The sequence below is a fragment of the Streptomyces iakyrus genome (assembly GCF_000717055.1).
GTDB classification, from domain to species: Bacteria; Actinomycetota; Actinomycetes; order Streptomycetales; family Streptomycetaceae; genus Streptomyces; species Streptomyces iakyrus.
Genome location: NZ_JNXI01000017.1, coordinates 127,714 through 145,101, shown reverse-complemented (window position 1 = coordinate 145,101; position 17,388 = coordinate 127,714). Strand labels below are relative to the sequence as shown.

General features: G+C 70.7%; 12 protein-coding genes. 5 read left to right on the top strand and 7 right to left on the bottom strand.

The features are described 5' to 3' along the window. Positions 1–57: 57 nt before the first annotated feature. Positions 58–2,400: an ATP-binding SpoIIE family protein phosphatase gene (locus OO68_RS27260; RefSeq protein ID WP_033311792.1), complete on the top strand. Its 2,343-nt coding sequence runs from the start codon at positions 58–60 to the stop codon at positions 2,398–2,400. Between the two features lie 9 nt (positions 2,401–2,409). Here OO68_RS27260 and OO68_RS27255 read toward each other — a convergent pair whose 3' ends face one another. After that, entirely contained in the window at positions 2,410–3,024 is a 615-nt protein-coding gene (locus OO68_RS27255; RefSeq protein ID WP_033311791.1) for a DNA polymerase ligase N-terminal domain-containing protein, read from the bottom strand. A 39-nt stretch (positions 3,025–3,063) separates the two neighbouring features. Further along, positions 3,064–3,894 carry an aldo/keto reductase gene (locus tag OO68_RS27250; RefSeq protein ID WP_033311790.1) on the bottom strand — a complete coding sequence of 277 codons (831 nt, stop codon included), beginning with the start codon at positions 3,892–3,894 and terminating at the stop codon, positions 3,064–3,066. 206 nt (positions 3,895–4,100) lie between these two features. Here OO68_RS27250 and OO68_RS27245 point away from each other — a divergent pair, with 206 nt between their 5' ends. The 3 genes from OO68_RS27245 to OO68_RS27235 all read left to right on the top strand — a co-directional run bounded on the left by OO68_RS27245 (position 4,101) and on the right by OO68_RS27235 (position 10,477). Continuing rightward, positions 4,101–8,567 (top strand): NACHT and WD repeat domain-containing protein, encoded by a 4,467-nt coding sequence (locus tag OO68_RS27245; RefSeq protein ID WP_033311789.1) that lies wholly within the window; start codon positions 4,101–4,103, stop codon positions 8,565–8,567. Then, positions 8,564–9,406, top strand: coding sequence for a serine peptidase (locus OO68_RS27240; protein WP_245237185.1), 843 nt, complete (start codon positions 8,564–8,566; stop codon positions 9,404–9,406). Before OO68_RS27245 ends, OO68_RS27240 begins: the two co-directional genes overlap by 4 nt. Before the next feature lie 96 nt (positions 9,407–9,502). After that, positions 9,503–10,477 carry a TauD/TfdA dioxygenase family protein gene (locus tag OO68_RS27235; protein WP_033311788.1) on the top strand — a complete coding sequence of 325 codons (975 nt, stop codon included), beginning with the start codon at positions 9,503–9,505 and terminating at the stop codon, positions 10,475–10,477. 33 nt (positions 10,478–10,510) lie between these two features. On the opposite strand, the gene OO68_RS27230 is transcribed toward OO68_RS27235, so the two are convergent. The 5 genes from OO68_RS27230 to OO68_RS27210 form a co-directional block, all read right to left on the bottom strand. Next, positions 10,511–11,539 (bottom strand): LLM class flavin-dependent oxidoreductase, encoded by a 1,029-nt coding sequence (locus OO68_RS27230; RefSeq protein WP_033311787.1) that lies wholly within the window; start codon positions 11,537–11,539, stop codon positions 10,511–10,513. A gap of 95 nt (positions 11,540–11,634) precedes the next feature. After that, on the bottom strand, positions 11,635–13,140 hold the full coding sequence (locus OO68_RS27225) for a metallophosphoesterase family protein (RefSeq protein WP_033311786.1): 1,506 nt from the start codon (positions 13,138–13,140) through the stop codon (positions 11,635–11,637). Between the two features lie 47 nt (positions 13,141–13,187). Further along, on the bottom strand, positions 13,188–14,021 hold the full coding sequence (locus OO68_RS27220) for an MHYT domain-containing protein (protein WP_033311785.1): 834 nt from the start codon (positions 14,019–14,021) through the stop codon (positions 13,188–13,190). A gap of 120 nt (positions 14,022–14,141) precedes the next feature. After that, positions 14,142–14,897 carry a dienelactone hydrolase family protein gene (locus OO68_RS27215; RefSeq protein ID WP_033311784.1) on the bottom strand — a complete coding sequence of 252 codons (756 nt, stop codon included), beginning with the start codon at positions 14,895–14,897 and terminating at the stop codon, positions 14,142–14,144. A gap of 146 nt (positions 14,898–15,043) precedes the next feature. Further along, positions 15,044–15,664, bottom strand: coding sequence for an L-threonylcarbamoyladenylate synthase (locus OO68_RS27210; protein WP_033311783.1), 621 nt, complete (start codon positions 15,662–15,664; stop codon positions 15,044–15,046). Between the two features lie 161 nt (positions 15,665–15,825). Here OO68_RS27210 and OO68_RS27205 point away from each other — a divergent pair, with 161 nt between their 5' ends. Next, positions 15,826–17,319 carry a helix-turn-helix domain-containing protein gene (locus tag OO68_RS27205; protein ID WP_033311782.1) on the top strand — a complete coding sequence of 498 codons (1,494 nt, stop codon included), beginning with the start codon at positions 15,826–15,828 and terminating at the stop codon, positions 17,317–17,319. The last annotated feature ends 69 nt before the right edge of the window (positions 17,320–17,388 follow it).

Below are 17,388 nucleotides of genomic sequence, written 5' to 3'. Positions count from 1 at the left end.
GTCACGAATGCCGCTTCGCGGTTGATAGAGGGCGGCAAAGGGATAATCCTGGACCATATGGAGGACGCCTCCGCTGCTGCGATCATCGACGCCCGCGGCATTCTGACGGGGTGGAGCGAGGGTGCCCGGCGGCTGACCGGCTACCCGGCCCGAGAGGCCCTGGGCCGTGCCGCGCGGGAACTGCTGGCCGAGACCGTGCCGCCCGAGGCGGTGTCCGCGCGCTCCGGCACCGTCATGGTGCGGCACCGCGACGGTTACCTCGTCGGGCTGCGGGTCAGAGCCTGCGTCGTGACGGGCCCGGACGGCGAAGCGGGCGGGTACGTGATCACCGCCGCGCCGCCCGGCCCCGGGGAGACGTCCCTCGCCGGCCGCGCCTTCCAACAGGCGTCCATGTCGATGTCCGTCTTCGACGTCAACCAGCGCTACCTGCGGCTCAACGACGCCGCCTGCCATGTGATGGGCGTGTCCGAGGAGACGCTGCTCGGCCGGCACTTCCCCGAGACCGTGGAGGAGGCGGAGCACAGCCGCGGCTTCAACCGGCACCTGCGGCACGTCGTCGAGACCGGCCGGCCGTTGCGGTACGAGAGCTACACCGGCGCACCGGCCCTCAACCGGGAGCACGCCTGGGTCACCGAGATGTGGCCGGTGCGGGACGCCGACGGCGAGCTCGTGGGGACCGCCCTGGCCGCCTTCGACAGCACCGAGCAGTACTGGGCCAGGCAGCGCCTCGCCCTGCTGAACGAGGCCGCCGCCGCCATCGGCACCACCCTGGACGTGGTCCGCACCGCCGAGGAAGTGATCGGGGTCGTGGTGCCCCGGTTCGCGGACTTCGCGAGCGTGGACCTGTTCGACTGGGTGCTCGGGGCCGACGAGGCACCTGCTGCGTCCTCGGAGGAGATCACCCTGCGGCGGGTCGCCCACGGATCCGTCACCGAGGGCACCCCGGAAGCGGCCGTCCACGTGGGCGAAGTCGACGTCTACCCCTCGTTCTCGCCGATCGCCCGGGCCATGCGGGAGGGCCGGGCCATCATCAGCCAGGCGGGGGAGCCGGCGTTCATGCGCTGGGTCGCCGAGCGCAATTCCCGTGCCCCGCAAGGACGCCCCTACCGCAAGGGCGTCCATTCGATGATGGCCGTACCGCTGCGGGCCCGCGGCACCACGCTCGGCGTCGCCGTGGCCGTGCGGGTGGCGCAGCCCGACGACTACGCCGACGACGACGCGGTGTTCGCCGAGGAACTCGCCAGCCGGGCCGCGGTCTGCGTCGACAACGCCCGCCGCTTCGCCCGGGAACGCACCACCGCGCTCGCCCTCCAGCACAGCCTGCTGCCCCGGGGCCTGCCCGGCCAGGCCGCCGTCCAGGTCGCCCACCGCTACCTGCCCTCCGGCTCGGCGGCCGGCATCGGCGGCGACTGGTTCGACGTGATCCCGCTGTCCGGCAGCCGCGTCGCGCTGGTCGTCGGGGATGTCGTGGGGCACGGCATCCCCTCCACGGCGACCATGGGCCGGCTGGTCACGGCCGTGCGCACCCTCGCCGACGTGGACCTGCCGCCGGACGAACTCCTCACGCACCTCGACGACCTGGTCACCCATCTCGCCTCGGACGACCAGGACGACGAGGTCGCCGAGCTGGGCGCGACCTGCCTCTACGCCGTCTACGACCCCGTCGCGCGCCGCCTGAACCTGGCCGCCGCCGGGCACCCCGCACCCGCCCTGGTGCTGCCCGACGGATCCGCCCGGCTGATCCCCATGAGCGCGGGGCCCCCGCTGGGAGTGGGAGGGCTGCCGTTCGAGGCGACGGAGCTCCAGCTGCCCGAGGGCTCCGTCGTCGCCCTCTACACCGACGGGCTCATCGAGGACCGCGACCGCGACGTCGACCACGCCACCGACGAGCTGTGCCGGGCCCTGACCGTGCCCGCCGACTCGCTGGACGCCCTGTGCGACACCGTGCTGAAGGCCGTACTGCCGGAGGAGCCCGGCGACGACGTGGCCCTGCTGCTGGCCCGGACCCGGGCGCTGGGCGCCGACCAGGTCGCCACCTGGGACGTCACCCCGGATCCCGCGGAGGTGGCCGCGACCCGGCAGGCCGCCACCGACCAGCTCACCGCGTGGGGCCTGGACGAGACGGCCTTCGTCACCGAACTCGTCGTCAGCGAACTGGTCACCAACGCCATCCGGTACGGCGCCCCGCCCATCCAGCTCCGCCTGATCCGGGACCGGACCCTCATCTGTGAGGTGTCCGACGGCAGTTCGACCTCCCCGCACCTGCGGCGGGCGCACCAGGACGACGAGGGCGGCCGCGGTCTGCTGCTGGTCGCCCAGCTCACCCAGCGCTGGGGCAGCCGGCAGACCACCCGGGGCAAGACGATCTGGTGCGAACAGTCCCTCACGCCGCTGTTCTGACCGGTCGGCTCACTCCCCGGCCGCGTCCGAGGCGACCTGGGCGAGCGTGCGGCCGGATACGGCCGAGCGCGCGCGGCGGGGATCGGGAGCCCCGTGCGTACGAGCCGTGTCGCCGGCCCGCTTCACCAGCAGCCACGCCTCCTCGCCGTCGCCGTCCCGGCCGCTGCGGAACCGGGTCAGGGCGTACTCGCCGCGCAGCTTGGAACCGCTCAGCCGGAACGTGGCGTGTCCGCGCTCCAGCGACCGGGCGAAGTCGACGGGCCGGCCCTGGCGGTCGTGGCTGAGCGGCTCGTACGTGCCGTGGTCCCAGACGATCACCGTGCCGCCGCCGTACTCGCCGCGGGGGATCACGCCCTCGAACTCCTCGTACTCCAGCGGATGGTCCTCCGTGGGCACGGCCAGCCGCTTGTCCTTCGGGTCCGCCGAGGGGCCTTTCGGGACCGACCAGGACTTCAGCACGTCGTCCACCTGCAACCGGAAGTCGAAGTGCACCGTGCTCGCGTCATGGATCTGCACCACGAACCGGGGCCCGTCCCCCGCGGACACGCCCCGTCCCCGGGGCTCGCCGGTCCGGTCGAAGTCGCGCTTGCCGCGGTAGTCCCGCAGCCGGTCCCGCTCAGCCACGTGCGGCTCCTTCCTGCCTCGATGGCCCCGGGTACCCGCTCAGAACTCCTCGTGCACCTCCGGGTCCCCGCCGACGCGCCGCTGCTCCCGGTCCGCGACGGCCCGCATCTCGTCCTCGCCCAACTCGAAGCCGAAGACGTCGAGATTGGCGCGCTGCCGCTCCGGGTTCGCCGACTTCGGGATGGGCACCGCGCCCAGCTGCGTGTGCCACCGCAACACGACCTGCCCTGGCGACACCCCGTGCGCCTCGGCGATCCGCGCCACGGCGGGATCCTCCAGCAGCGGCGTGCCCCGGCCCAGCGGGCTCCAGCTCTCGGTGACGATGCCCTTGGCCGCGTGGAAGGCACGCAGTTCGTCCTGCGGCAGCAGCGGATGCAGCTCGATCTGGTTGACCGAGGGCAGCACCCCGGTCTCCCGCTCCAGCCGCTCGATGTGCCCGGCCGTGAAGTTCGAGACGCCGACCGACCGTACGAGCCCCTCCTCGCGCAGCTTGATCATGGCCTTCCAGGCGTCGACGTAGCGGTCCACGCGGGGCAGCGGCCAGTGGATCAGGTAGAGGTCGACGTACTCCAGGCCCAGGCGGGCCCTGGATTCCTCGAAGGAGGCGAGGGTCTCCTCGTAGCCGTGGTGCCGGCCCGGGAGCTTCGTCGTCACGACGATCTCCTCGCGCGGCACCACACCGGAGGCCACGCCGCGGCCGACCCCTGTCTCGTTGCGGTAGTTCGTCGCCGTGTCGATCAGGCGGTAGCCGGCCTCCAGGGCCGAGAGCACCGCCTGCTGCGCCTCGTCGTCGCCGAGCGGCCAGGTGCCCAGGCCCAGGGCGGGGAGCGTCGTACCGTCGTTGAGCGTATGGGTCGGGATGCTGATCACCGTGGGACCTTCCCGTTGACTGTGTCCTGCTGACCGTGTCTTCCCTCCAGCGTCGCGGACAGGCGGAGCGGTGATCAACCGGACGGGTGGCCGGCCGCGTCCCGGCCGGCGTATGAACGCGGCTGGAAGAGCTGCGGTTCCGCCCCCGGACACGCTGTGCCCTCCGTACGATGACCCACAACACCTGCTCATATGAGGGATCGCCCGTGACCCAAGTGCTCGTCATCGGCATCGGCACGTTCAGCGGCGCGGCCGCCTCCGAGGCCGAAGAGCCCGACCCGACGCGTGCACCGTATGGTCTGACGGAACTCAAGTCTGTCCGCCCCTCGGTCGAAGCGCTGGCCGCCGGCTTGGCAAGAACGCCGGGGGTTCAGGTACGGGGCTCTGGAGCGCACCACGATCTCGACCTTCCCGCGGTCAGGCAACAGTGGCACGAGGCTCACCGATCCGCGTCCGGCCGGGTGGGTGAGGCGCTGGTGGTTCACTTCGCCGGGCACGGCCTGCCGGGTGGTCCGGAGCATTCGCTGTACCTGGCCACGTCCGACACCGACCGGGGAAATTTCGCGTGGACGGGGCTGTCCGTCGATGAGTGGCTCACACAGGCCGAGAGCGCACCCGACGGGCCGCCCGTGCTCTTCATGCTCGATGTCTGCAGCGCCGGACGCGCCGTCCTGCAGCAGTGGCTGCACCACCTCGCGGCGCGGCGACGGCGTGCTTGGGTCATCGCGGCCTGCGGCGAGGACGAGAAGACGTACGGAGCCCGGTTCACTCAGGCCACAACTGTCGTGCTGGAGAAGCTGCAAGAGGGCCTGCTCGACATGTCACCGACAGTGGAGCATGTACCCGTCGAGACGCTGGCTCACGAAATCGACCGCGAGCTGGCCCGCTCGGCGGTGGCCGAGGACCGGCCGGCCCAGACCGTGCTGCGGACCGCGCGGGCGGAGGCGCACGTAACGGTGCCTCCGTTCTTTCCGAACCCCTCCTACCGCAGCACACCCGGCGGTCGCTACCGCCAGTCCATAGAGAACGGACTGTGGCAGTTCGCTGCGGCACTCGATCCGGCGTTGGACCCCGTGCACTTCGTCTCTCGTGCTTCAGGCGCCCCGCTTCAGCAAGGAGCCGGGCAGGTCTGCTACTTCACTGGACGGCGCAAACAGCTGGCAGCCCTCAAGAACTGGATGGAGGATGACGGCGCCGGCACGCTTCTGGTGGTCACGGGCAGCCCGGGAGCGGGCAAATCGGCCCTTCTTGGGGTGGTGACATCCTTGGCGCATCCCCAGTTGCGTGAGGTTTCCAGGCCGATCGCGCATGTGGTACCCCGCGCCCTGCGCCCGGAACAGAATCCGTTATTGGCTGCCGTTCATGCGCGTCAGCGTGGCCCCGCCGAAGTCCTGGCCTCCATCGGTGAGCAATTAGGGCTCGGCACCCCGCCTGGTCGTACCTGGACGACCGAAGCGCTCATCAACGCGGTGGCAGACCGGAGATCGGCTCCGGTGGTACTGATCGTGGACGCGCTCGATGAGGCATCACTGGACTCGGAACTCCTCAATGATGTGCTTCTTCCCCTGTCGCAAGCACAGCGCAGGCAACACGGCGAGGAAGACGAAGAAGCCCGCGATGAGCCCATACCGCGGTCTCCCCTGTTCCGCGTCCTCATCGGGACCCGGCCTTGGTGGGAGAGGTACCGCACGCTGGCACTGGTCCTGATCAATGCGACGCCTGACGAGACCCTGCAGAAAGCACTCAGAGAAAGGGGAGTAAGGGCGGCACTCAAGAGAGTCGACCGGCTCATCGATCTCGATGCCATCCCATCGAAGGAACGAGAAGCAGAGATTTCCGAATACCTCTACGAGATACTCGACGGGTCGGACACCTACAGCGGCCGGGGAATGGCCTCCAGCCGTCAGAAAACCGCTGCCGTACTCGCCAGAGGTCTCGCCGAGCGGCACAAGCAGGGTGGCTTTCTCCTGGTGTCACTGTTCGCGCATCACCTCCTGGAGCAAACTGCCCCGGCGCCGGTCGAAGAACTGCTTCAGCGAATCCCCAACAGTCTCCCTGAGGTGCTTGAGCTGCATCTGGGGGTGCTGAGGCAGCACCATTCTGTCATTTCGGAGGTGCTGGCGGCGGTGGCCCACGGCCGCGGTGAAGGGATGCCGCTCGACGTCGTTCACGCAGTCGCGCAGGAACTCAAGAGCACTTCTCAAACGAGATCCGATCTGCTGACCACTCGTAAAGCACTGCAGGCAGCCTCGTTCTATCTCCGCTTCGCCACCGAAGACGACGGTCGGCAGCTGTATCGCTTCTTTCATCAGAGCCTTGTCGATCACCTGCGTGATCGGTCTCGTGAGGCCGGTCGTGCTGTCTTCACCGGCGTGGTCAACACGGTTCCCGGCCCGGAGGATCTCGCTGAGCGGAACTGGAAATCCGCATTGCCTTACGTTCTGCGCCATGCGCCGGAACATGCTGTGTCTGCAGGAGAACTGGACGCGTTGCTTTCCAGCCCTTCCTTTCTTGTGCATGGTGATGCGAGCCGGCTACGAGAGAGACTGTCGGCCGCATCCTCTCTCAGGGGACGAGTGCTCGCGCGTATCTGCGACTCGGCGTTGTCCGGGCGTCAGACGCCGGCAACCCGGATCCAGTGGCTGCGTGACACCGCCCTGGTATGGCAGGAGGAGCGGTTCGTGAAGCAGTTGGATGTGCTGTGGGAGCCTCCTGGATCGACAGTCGAGTTCCGATGGGGCACCGCAGAGCGGCCTTCGGCCTGGGGGATGCTCCCCCGGGAAAGGACCCACATTGTCCTGGCCCGGTGTGAGAACCGCTGGATCGCCGTGATCGCGGGTGAGCAAGGGGAGCTCACCGTCTGGGACGTGCGTACAGGCGCGTGGCTGGACTCGTTCAGGGGCACAGAGGGGGACGAAGTCACTGACCTGTGTGTCACGGAGACGGGGTCTCGGACCATCGCCGCGATGGGCTCGGCCGGTGGCACGGTCATCGTGTGGGACCTGGTCTCCGGGACCGAGGAACTGCGCTTCCAGGCTGACATCGGCACGCCCGTCACCTCCCTCTCCCTGAGCCAGTTCGGCGGTCGGACGCTGGTCGTCGCCGCGACGACTTCCGGCGTCACGGTGATGGATCTGGAGGGAGTCCTGGTGAGCACCACCGACTTCATAGATGAGTGGTTGCGCAGGACGGCAACGTGCGACAGCCGCGGATCCGTCTGGGAGGCGAGCAGCCCGCTCGCCTACGCATGCCATGCCGTGAGCTGCGTCGACGATCGCAACGGACCGGTGATTGTCGCGGGCACCGAGGAGGGTCGCCTGCACATGTGGAGCCTTCGGGGCGACGACCACCGCTCTTGGCAGGGGCACACGGGGGCCCTCCGCCAAGTGGTGGTGCACCACGGCCGGTCCGGCCCGGTGGCTGTCACTCGCGGCACCGGAGGCCTGGAGTACTGGGATCTGGACGCGGGCACCAACTGGCCTCTGCCGGGGCCCGGCTACCCGGTGCGGAGGATTGTCGCGCTGTACGAAGAGCTCCTCGGCCATACGGGACTGTGCGTGCTCACCAGTGGGGGCCGTGGTCACTTGTGTGTGCAGCGGGCCGGGGACGGCATGATCCTGGAGCATCTGTCCCCCTTCGGTGCGAGTGCGCCGCTCGCGTTGGCTCTTGACTGCTCCGGAAGCGCGGCTGCCGTGGACCGCGGTGAAGACGGGGTCACTTGGTGGTCACAGACCGCACCGGCCCAGTGGTTCGAGTTCCGTACATGGACGGGCCATGACTCTCCGGTCGAGTACGTGGCCTCACTGTCCTCGGGCACGGGTCACTTCGCCATCAGCATCGACGCGGAGGGCCACTTCCACACCTGGGACATGGCTGGTGGAGTACCACTGGCGTCGGGACAGGTCCGGTCCGTCCGTGCGGTCACCGCACTCGTCCTCGACGGCGAACCGGTGGCTGTCGTCGCGGCCGGGCTAGGTCCTGCTCAGAACTGGCTGGTTGTCGGTCTCCTCGACGGCCGTGTCCGTCGCATCGCCTCCTGGCGCAGCGACGTACTCAGTCTCGACGCCCAGCAGAACCCCACGGGTCCGCCCGTCGTGTCGGTGCGGACAAGCGAATACTGGGGAAGCATCGATCTGCGCGGAGAAGGAAGACCGGTCGTGTGGCGCCCCACCCACGACGATGAACACCCTTCGTGCACCGCATGGAGCGGTGCCAGGCTGGTCTTGGGTTTCGGTTCGGGGCTTCTGGCGCTGCACGGTGAGACATGGTCGCGGAAACTCGTTCTCCACGAGGCGGCTGTCACGGCGGTCACGTCCATACCGGTGGACGGCCGGTGTCTCGTCGCCTTCGGTGACGAGAACGGCATGGTCGTCGTCCTGGACCGCGATTCCCGCGCGAAGGTCGCCGGCTTCGTCGCCCACGGTGGCGATGTGGTGTCCGCGCACTCGATACGGCGAAACGGCGCTGCCCACCTGGTGACCAGCAGTACGGATGGAACGGTCAAGGTGTGGTCGCTGGACCGGCCCGGTCTCCTCCTCCACTCGATCCAGGTGCCAGACGTCCTCGGGCCGGTGCACGTATGCGACGGAGGCATAGTCGTCGCACACGGCTCCCGCGTGTCCTGCTATGGATGGACCAACCTCCCTGCGACCGGCGACGGAGCCTCCCATTGAATGAGATCGTCATCGTTCACGGCGTCAGGAACTGGCAACCTGGAACAGATCCGGCTGTGGCGGCACAGCGGCTGGCGGCATCATGGCAGCCCTCTCTCGTCGCGGGCTATGCGGATGCCGGACTCCAGCACCTCGCTGTTCCGGACATCACGGCCGCCTATTACGCACATCATCTGAACGACGAGGAGAGTCAGGGCGTCGACGAAGACATCGATCGATTTGCCGAAGACCTCCAGGAAGCCGCGTATCACTGGCTCGTGGCAGCCGGACTTCCCCCCGAGCCGGAGGAAGGGCAGTCCTGGGGGCGTATGCCACTCAGGCAGGCGCTCGACCTGGTCGCTCGCAAACGCGGTGTCGCGCCCGAGACCCTGGCACGGGTCATCGTCGCGTTCCTCCCCGAGGTCTATCGCTACCTGAGTGCACCTGCCCGCCGCGCACGGTCGCGTGATGCCGTGGCCAAGGCCATCAGGGAGTCCGGTGCCAAGGTGGTGGTCGCCCACTCCCTGGGCTCCGTCGTGGCGTACGAGGCGTTGCACGCGAACACGGATCTCACGGTGGAAGTCCTGATCACGCTCGGCTCCCCCCTCGGACTGCCGGGGGCGGTGTTCGATGCACTGGACCCGGAACCCAGGAACGGCCGCGGGGCGCGGCCGGAGGTTCACCGCTGGACGAACATTGCTGATGCGGGTGATCTGGTGGCGCTGCCTCGCCGTCTGGGCGACAGGTTTTCCGTGGACCATCACGATGAGATGCACATGGCTCTCGTCGACTTCCACACATTGCCGATGTATCTCAGCTGCGGCTTGACAGCTGCGGCGATGGCCCCGTTCACCGCTTGACGACCGGTTCGCGACAGAGGCCCTGTCGCCCTGGGCGAAGATCGCTGCCACGATCTTCCGGTAGGCACGACCACGCCCACGACCAGCGGAGCGCTCATGACGACGGACAACCGGACGACGGACGAGGCGGCGCGGGAGGCCGGAGTGGAGGTGCGGCCGGTCGCCGGGTACATCGGGGCCGAGATCGCCGGGGTCGATCTGGCGGCCGGCCTCGACGACGCCGTGGTCGCCGCGATCAGGGCGGCGGTGCTGCGGTGGAAGGTGGTGTTCTTCCGGGGGCAGCGGCTGGACCACGCCGGCCACGTGGCGTTCGCGCGCCGGTTCGGGCAGACCGTGGTGCTGCCCCGGCGGGGTAAGGCCTCGCCCCCGGACTTCCCTGAGATCGAGACGACCGCCGACCGGCTGGAGCTGGGCGGACGGTTCGGGATGGAGCACGACGAGTGGCTGCGCCGCCGCCGGCACACCCTGCTGCGCGGCTGGCACTGCGACCACGGCGCGCGCGTCGACCCGCCCGCGGCGACGATCCTGCGCGCCGAAACGGTACCGCCCTACGGCGGCGACACCACCTGGTCCAATCTGGCGGCTGCGTACGCCGGACTCTCCGCGCCGCTCCGGCAGTTCGTCGACGGGCTGCGGGCCGAGCACCGGCTCGGCGTCGGCTACCAGCCACGGCCCGGCGACGACGCGTACGTCCGGCACCTGCTGGACCGCCAGGTCGCCTCGGTGCACCCCCTGGTGCGCGTCCATCCGGAGACGGGGGAGCGGATTCTGTACGTCAACGGCTACTACGTCGAGCAGATCGCCGGCCTCTCCCGGCCTGAGAGCGCCGCGGTCCTGGAGATGCTGCTGGAGCAGGCGGTCCGGCCCGAGTACACGGTCCGGTTCCGCTGGGAGCCGGGCAGCGTGGCGTTCTGGGACAACCGGGCCACGATGCATCTCGCCCCCGGCGACACCGCCCACCTCGACCATCCCCGGATCATGCACCGCGTGATGCTCGCCGGGGACGTGCCCGTCGGTGTGGACGGAGCGGCATCGGAGCCCATCACCGGGACCGCGCCGGGCCGCTGGTGACCCGGCCCGGCGGAAGCCGGGGTGGCACCGGCCTCAGAAGCCCGGTCGCCATCCCAGGGCGGGGCCCAGCTTCGTCGCCATGTCGGTGAGGATCTGCACGTAGTCCTCGTGCTCGAAGGTGAAGGGCAGCGCGAACGCGACCTCCTCCACCTCCCGGAACGCGGCGTGCGCGTGCAGCCGTTCGGCGATCTCCGCCGAGGTGCCCACCAGGTCCGGCGCGAACAGCAGGCGTGCCGGGCCCTGGGGCGAGGTCGTCCGGGGAGTGCGCTGGGCGGCGTACTCCTCGTAGCGTGCGCGCTGCTCGGGCGAGGCGCCGTCCGTGGGGATGACGACCAGGCCCTGTGAGACCCGGGCCGCCTCGCCGTCGGGGTGGGCGGCGCGGAAGGCGCGGATCTGGGCGTGCTGTATCTCCGCGAAGTCGTAGGGGCCCTCGGACTGTTCGGCCTTGACGACACTGCTGGTGAGGAGGTTCATGCCGTGCTCGCCCGCCCACCGGGCCGACCGCAGGCTGCCGCCGCCGTACCACAGGCGGCTTCCCAAGCCGGGGGAGTGCGGCTGCACCCGGTCCGAGAAGACCTCGAAGCCCTCGGCCCCGCTGAAGTCCGTCACCGGCTCGCCCCGCACGGCGGCGAGCAGCCGCTCCACGCGCCCGTAGCCGAAGTCCTCGGCGTCGGCCGTGTCCGGGTAGAGCGCGCCCTGGACCTGGTCGAAGTGCAGGGGCGGGCCCACGCTCACACCCGGGTTGAGCCGGCCGCCCGACAGCAGGTCGACAGTGGCCAGGTCCTCGGCCAGCCGCAGCGGGTTCTCCCAGCCGAGCGGGGTGACGGCCGTGCCCAGCTCGATGCGGCGGGTGCGCTGGGACGCCGCCGCCAGGACGGCGACCGGGGAGGAGATGCCGTACTGCAGATGCCGGTGACGCACCCACGCGCTGTCGAAACCGAGCCGCTCGCCCAGCTCGATGATCTCCAGCGTCGACTCGTGGCCCCGGCGCGGGTCCGCCGCGTCGAACAGTCCGATGGTCAGGAAGCCCAGCTTGCGCAGCGGTCGTGGGGTCGGCGGCACGAGCCCTCCATCATTGAACCTTCAATGGCCTGTAGTGGTGCCAACCCCGCGGCGGCCCGTGCTGTTCCCGTGCCGCCTGTTCCCGTCCCGCCCGGTCAGCGCAGCGGAATCGTCACCTCGTCCTCGACCGGCGGGTCCACCTCCTGGGCGCGGTTGCCGGTGGCCGCGTAGCAGCGCAGCCGGACCGACTCCGGGGAGACGTCCAGGCGCAGGAAGCACTTGAAGAACGGCGGGCTGTACGTCGCCGAGCCCGGCGAGAACAGCGACGTGTAGATCTTCCGCACGGGCAGCCGGAACCGCTTCGCCTTGTCGGGGCGGCGGCCGGTGCCGAGCAGCCCGGCGACCAGGCGGACGCGCCGGGTGACGCGGGTCGAGGCGCCCGGGATCCGTGTGGGCTTGATGCCGAGACGCTCGGCGATCACGGCCGTCGCCTCGGCCTCGGTGAGCGTGAAGAAGCGGCGCATCCGCATCCGGCGGCCGTAGAGCCGGCTGTAGAAGGCCAGGGAGTCGCCGCGCAGCGGGTAGCAGCGGAAGTCCAGCTCCTGGACGCCCGCGACATCGACGCGGGGGATCGTGTGGGTGGCGTGCATGAACGCGCCGCCCCCGCCCGCGACGACGTACTGGAGCGTGCGGCCGTCGTCCAGCCGGACCGGGTAGCGCTGATAGTTGTGGATGTCGCCGCCGATCGCGGCCACGTAGTGGTGGTCCGGGTCGCGGACGACGGCGTCGACGGTCCCGCCCCCTTCGATGGCGCAGGGCTCGCACCGGCCGTCCACGTACAGCGGCGAGCCGGTGACCAGGATCTTCGGGCGGGGCCCCCGGGAGACCTCGCGCAGCCAGGCGCCCTGCTCGGCGTCGAGGGTGCCGAGCAGACCCGTGTCGATGCCGATGATCCGCACCGGCCCGGCGTCGATCGCCCAGTACGGGCCCGGCTGGACGGCCCGTTGGCCGGGGGCGGAGCGCTGCGTGCGCGCCTCGGCGAGGCGCCGGCCGTCGTCCGGGCCCGGCCGGTGCCACAGCAGCGACCGCAGCCAGGCCCGGGTGAGCGGGCGCGGCCGGGGCTCGGGCGGCAGGGGCGGGGCGTCGTCGCAGAAGACGCGCATGAAGCCGCCGAGGTCCTCGTACCAGTCGTGGTTGCCGGGGATCGCGTAGATCGGCGCCGGGTAGTCCCGGTAGGGGCGGAAGAACTTGGTGTCGTAGTCGTCCGCACTGCCCACCGGGTAGATCACGTCACTGGCCAGCACGGCGAAGCGGGTGTCCTGACCGGTCCTCAGCAGGCCCGGCACGACGGCGTACTGGGGGTCGTCGCCCTCGCCGGTGTCGCCGATGACCAGGAACGAGAACCGGTCCGGGTCGTCGCGCCTGATCACTTTGTCGGCCGGTGCCCCGGAGGCCGCCCGCTGCGCCACCCACCGGCTGCGCGTCCCGCCGGTCGGGTCCCCGAACCAGGAAGCCAGCACGCCGTTGCGGGCGATCCACAGCATCCTGGGGTTCAGCCAGGAGATCTTCTCGGCCTTCGGGGGCATCAACCGCTGGTACGCGCCGCGTTCGGTGGTGCCCCAGCCGGCGCCTTCGGCGGTATCGCGTGAGGAGTCAGACACCGGTGCACCGTAACAACCGGCTCATGGCCCGCCCTCGGGCGGGCTGTTCACCGTTCGCGCGTGGACGATGCCGCCGGACGCCACGAAGGGCGCTTCGCGGCCGGGGAGTTGAGGGCCGCGGAGTCCGGCCGTGGTGCGGAGGACCGCTCGCCCAGCACCAGCAGCGGATCGAACATCACCACGACGCCGGCCAGCAGCAGGAAGACGACCGGCCCCAGCAGCATCGGCAGCAGCAGGGACGTGGGTGAGTCGCCCTCCCAGGTCCCGCCGGTCATGTCGTGCACATGGACGCTGACGGCGGCCATGCCCGTGTAGTGCATCCCGGACACCGCCACTCCCATCACCAGGCTCGCCCCTAGGCTCGTCAGGAAGCCGCGGATGGTGACGGCCGCCCACAGCGCCGCCGTCGCGGCACCGATGGCGATCAGCACGGACAGCGCGACACCGACCGGGTCGTAGCCGACCTCGCCGTTCAGCCGCATCGCCGCCATGCCGAGGTAGTGCATGCCCGCCACGCCCAGGCCGGTGAGCGCCCCCGCCACCGCCAGCGTGCCGCCGCCCGTGCCGCGGAAACCGACGATGAAGACGCCGGCGCCCACCACGGCGACGGCCACGACGAGACTGAGCACCGTCGTGGCCGCGTCGTACCGGACCCGGGTCTCCTCCACGTGGAAGCCGATCATGGCGATGAAGTGCATCGTCCAGATGCCGCATCCAATGGAGGCGGCGCCTAACGCCAGCCAGCCCGCCCTGAAGGAACGCGTGTCGAGCAGCGAGCGCACGATGCACCGCAGCCCCAGCGCGCCTCCCAGACAGGCCATCAGATAGGCCGCCACCGGAGTCACCGCACCGTAGCGGAACCCGTCGACCGTGCCGTCCATGAGCCAACTCCCCCCGAGCCGTGGCTGGTTTCCAGCAAGGTCTACGCGCAGGGATCGCGCGTTAGCAAGCCCTTACCGTCGGTAGGCCGGCAACTCCTTCTCAGCAGATCCCGATTGGGGTCAGAATGTGCGCTTCAGCAGATCGAGCAGCGCCGACCAGTGCCGCTCGTCGCCCTCCTGGTGGTACGAGGCGGTGTCGGCCTGTGTGAAACCGTGGGGCGCTCCCGTGTACACCTCGCACCGGTGGCGCACGCCCGCCGCCGTCAGAGCCTCCTCCAGGCGCTCGATCTGCTCCTGGGGCAGCGAGGGGTCCTGGTCGGCGTGGCCGAAGTACAGCTCGGCGGTGACCTTTCCGGCCACCAGGTGGGGACTTTCCGGGGTGTCCGTGGCCAGCCGTCCGCCGTGGAAGCCGGCCGCCGCCGCGACCCGCTCCGGATAGGTGCCCGCGGTGAGCAGCGAGAGCCGGGCGCCCATGCAGTAGCCGGTCAGCGCGACCGGCCCGTCGGCGACGGCCGCGGAACCGGCCAGCCAGCTCAGATACGCACCGGCGTCCCGCATCGCCAGGTCGGGCGTCAGGGCCTGCATGACCGGCACGATGCGCTCGAAGATCTCCGGCCGCGCCTCCGGGTCGATGAACTCGGGCAGGTCGAACAGCGGGGCACGGCCGTGCCGGTAGAACACGTTCGGCACCAGCACCGCGTAGCCCTCGGCGGCCAGCCGGTCCGCCATGGACCGCAGTTGCGGACGCAGACCGAAGGCGTCCATGAAGACCAGTACCGCCGGGTGGGCGGCCCCGTCGTCGGGGTGGGCCAGATAGGCGTCGGCGGTGCCGTCCTCGGTGGGGATGTCGACAGCGGTTCCCTGTACGGCGGTCATGGCTGGGCTGCCTCTCTGCGGGGGTGGGGACCAGGAACCCGTCCGCGTGACCGGGCGGATCACGGGCATCGTGACACGCCCGTTCCCGGGGCGATCCGCCCGCCCCCGGCACGTGGTTGAACCGTGAACGGCCTTTGGTCCGCGTTTTACTCGAACCGCGAAGGGTCGCCCGCGCCGTACCGCACGATCTCGGCCTCCCCGCCGGAGAAGTCGACGACCGTCGTCGGCTCCGTCCCGCAGTCACCGGAGTCGACCACCCCGTCCAGCACATGGTCGAGCAGGTCCTTGATCTCCCAGCCCTGCGTCATCGGCTCCTCCTCGCCGGGCAGCAGCAGCGTGCTGGACAGCAGCGGCTCCCCGAGCTCGGCGAGCAGGGCCTGCGTGACGACGTGGTCGGGGATGCGCACACCGACCGTCTTCTTCTTGGGGTGCTGCAGCACGCGCGGCACCTCCTTCGTCGCGGGCAGGATGAACGTGTAGCTGCCCGGCGTCGACGCCTTGATCGCGCGGAACACGTCGTTGTCGATCCGCACGAACTGGCCGAGCTGGGCGAAGTCCTGGCACACGAGAGTGAAGTGGTGCCGGTCGTCCAGCTTGCGGATCGTGCGGATCCGGTCGATGCCGTCACGACTGCCGAGGCGGCAGCCCAGTGCGTAACAGGAGTCCGTTGGGTAGGCGACAAGAGCGTCGGCACGGATGCTGTCGGCGATCTGGCCGATGGTGCGGGCCTGGGGGTTGTCGGGGTGCACGTCGTAGTACTTCGCCATCCGCCGAGCTTATGCCGCCGGTCCGGGTCGGCGGCGCAGGAGGGGGCCGGGCCCGGGGACACGGCCCCCGCCGTCCGGGCCGGCAGGAGAGCCTCGCGGACGTGAGGTAACGTCCCCGACCGGTGTGCCGAAGCGGCGCGAGGAGCGAGGGGAAGGCCCAGGTGGCTGGCCGAGAGGACGCGAACCGGCGGCAGGAGGCGCAGGCCGGCACGGGCCCGGCGTGGGCGGCGGAACTGCTGGAGCATCTGCGCCCGGCCGGCCGCGACGTCCGCAGAGTCGTCGCCTGGCTCTCCGGCACCGTGGGCGCGACCGTCGCCCTCCAGGACGCCGCCGGGAACCTCGTCGCCGGAAACCGGCTCCCCCTGGACGAGGACCTGGTCGCGGACATCACCGCCGGCCGGATCGCCTCCGCGGCCTGGGAGAGCCGGGAACGCCACCTGCGACTGGTCAGGGTGGAGCACCCGTCCCACGCGTGCGTGCTCGCCGTCTCCCGGCAGAGCCCCTTCGACCGGCGGGCCTCCGACATCGTCACCCACACCGCCCAGGTGATCGAGCTGCTGCTGACGGTGAACGAGTCGAACGCGGCCGGGCACCGGCTGCGCCGGGCCACCGCCGACCTGCGCCTGGCGATCCTGCAACTGCTCATGGTCGAGGACACCATCGCCGCCCGCCGCGTCGCCGCGGGACTCTGGCCCGGCCTGCTCGACGCCGAGACGGCGAGCGTGTACGTCGTCGAGTCCGAGCCCGCCGCACGCGACCGCATCGCCGAGGAGTGCCTGGACAGCACCCGGGAGGACGCCCTGGTCGTGCGCTGCCCGGCCATGGACGGGCACGTGATCGTCGTCGGCCCCCGGGAGGCCACGGGCGACGCCCTGCGGTCCCTGGTCCGACGCCACCCCGGCCTCTTCCTCGGCGGCAGCGTCCGGCAGAGCCTCGCCCGGACCGCCACCGCCTACGGGCAGGCCGTCAGCGCCCTCGCCGTCGCGCACTTCCGGCCCGACAAGACGGCCGTCTACGCCGAGCGCACCCACCCCGAACGCCTCATGGACCCGGTGGCGCTGCGCGGCTGGACGTCCCGGGTGCTGCGCCCGCTGGACACCCTGCCGCACCACACACGAGCCGAACTCCTCGCCACCAGCCGGCTCGGCCTGGAGTTCACCGCCGTCAACGCCGCCAAGGTCCTCGGCGTCAGCCGCAACACCGTCCGCGCCCGCATGGAACGCGTCGAGACCCTGCTCGGCACCGACTTCACCGACCTCACGGCCCGGGCCGTCGTCCACCTGGCGCTCAACACCCAGATCGGCCTGCCCGACACTCCGCGCGCCGACGGCACCGAGGACCCCGGGCTGCGGCTCGCCGACCTGCTGTCCGGCCCCGCCCTGCGCACCTGGGCGCAGGACCTGCTGGGCCGGCTGGACGCCGACACCAGGAACCCGCGCCGGACGCTGCGCACCTGGATCGCCGCCGGCGGCAACGCCGAACGGGCCGCACAGGCCCTCGGCGTGCACGCCCAGACCGTGCGCGAACACGTCCGCAGCGCCGAACCCGTCCTGGAACGCCAGCTCCTCGCCGCGGGCACCGACCTGTACGAGGTCGTGCTCGCGCACCTGGCCGTGGGCGACCTCGCTCTGCCGGAATTCCGGCGCCCCGCGTGAGCCGGTTCTCCGCCGGAACAACCGGTTGGCCAGGCCGGGACGGACGAAACCGGGCCATCCGGACTCAGC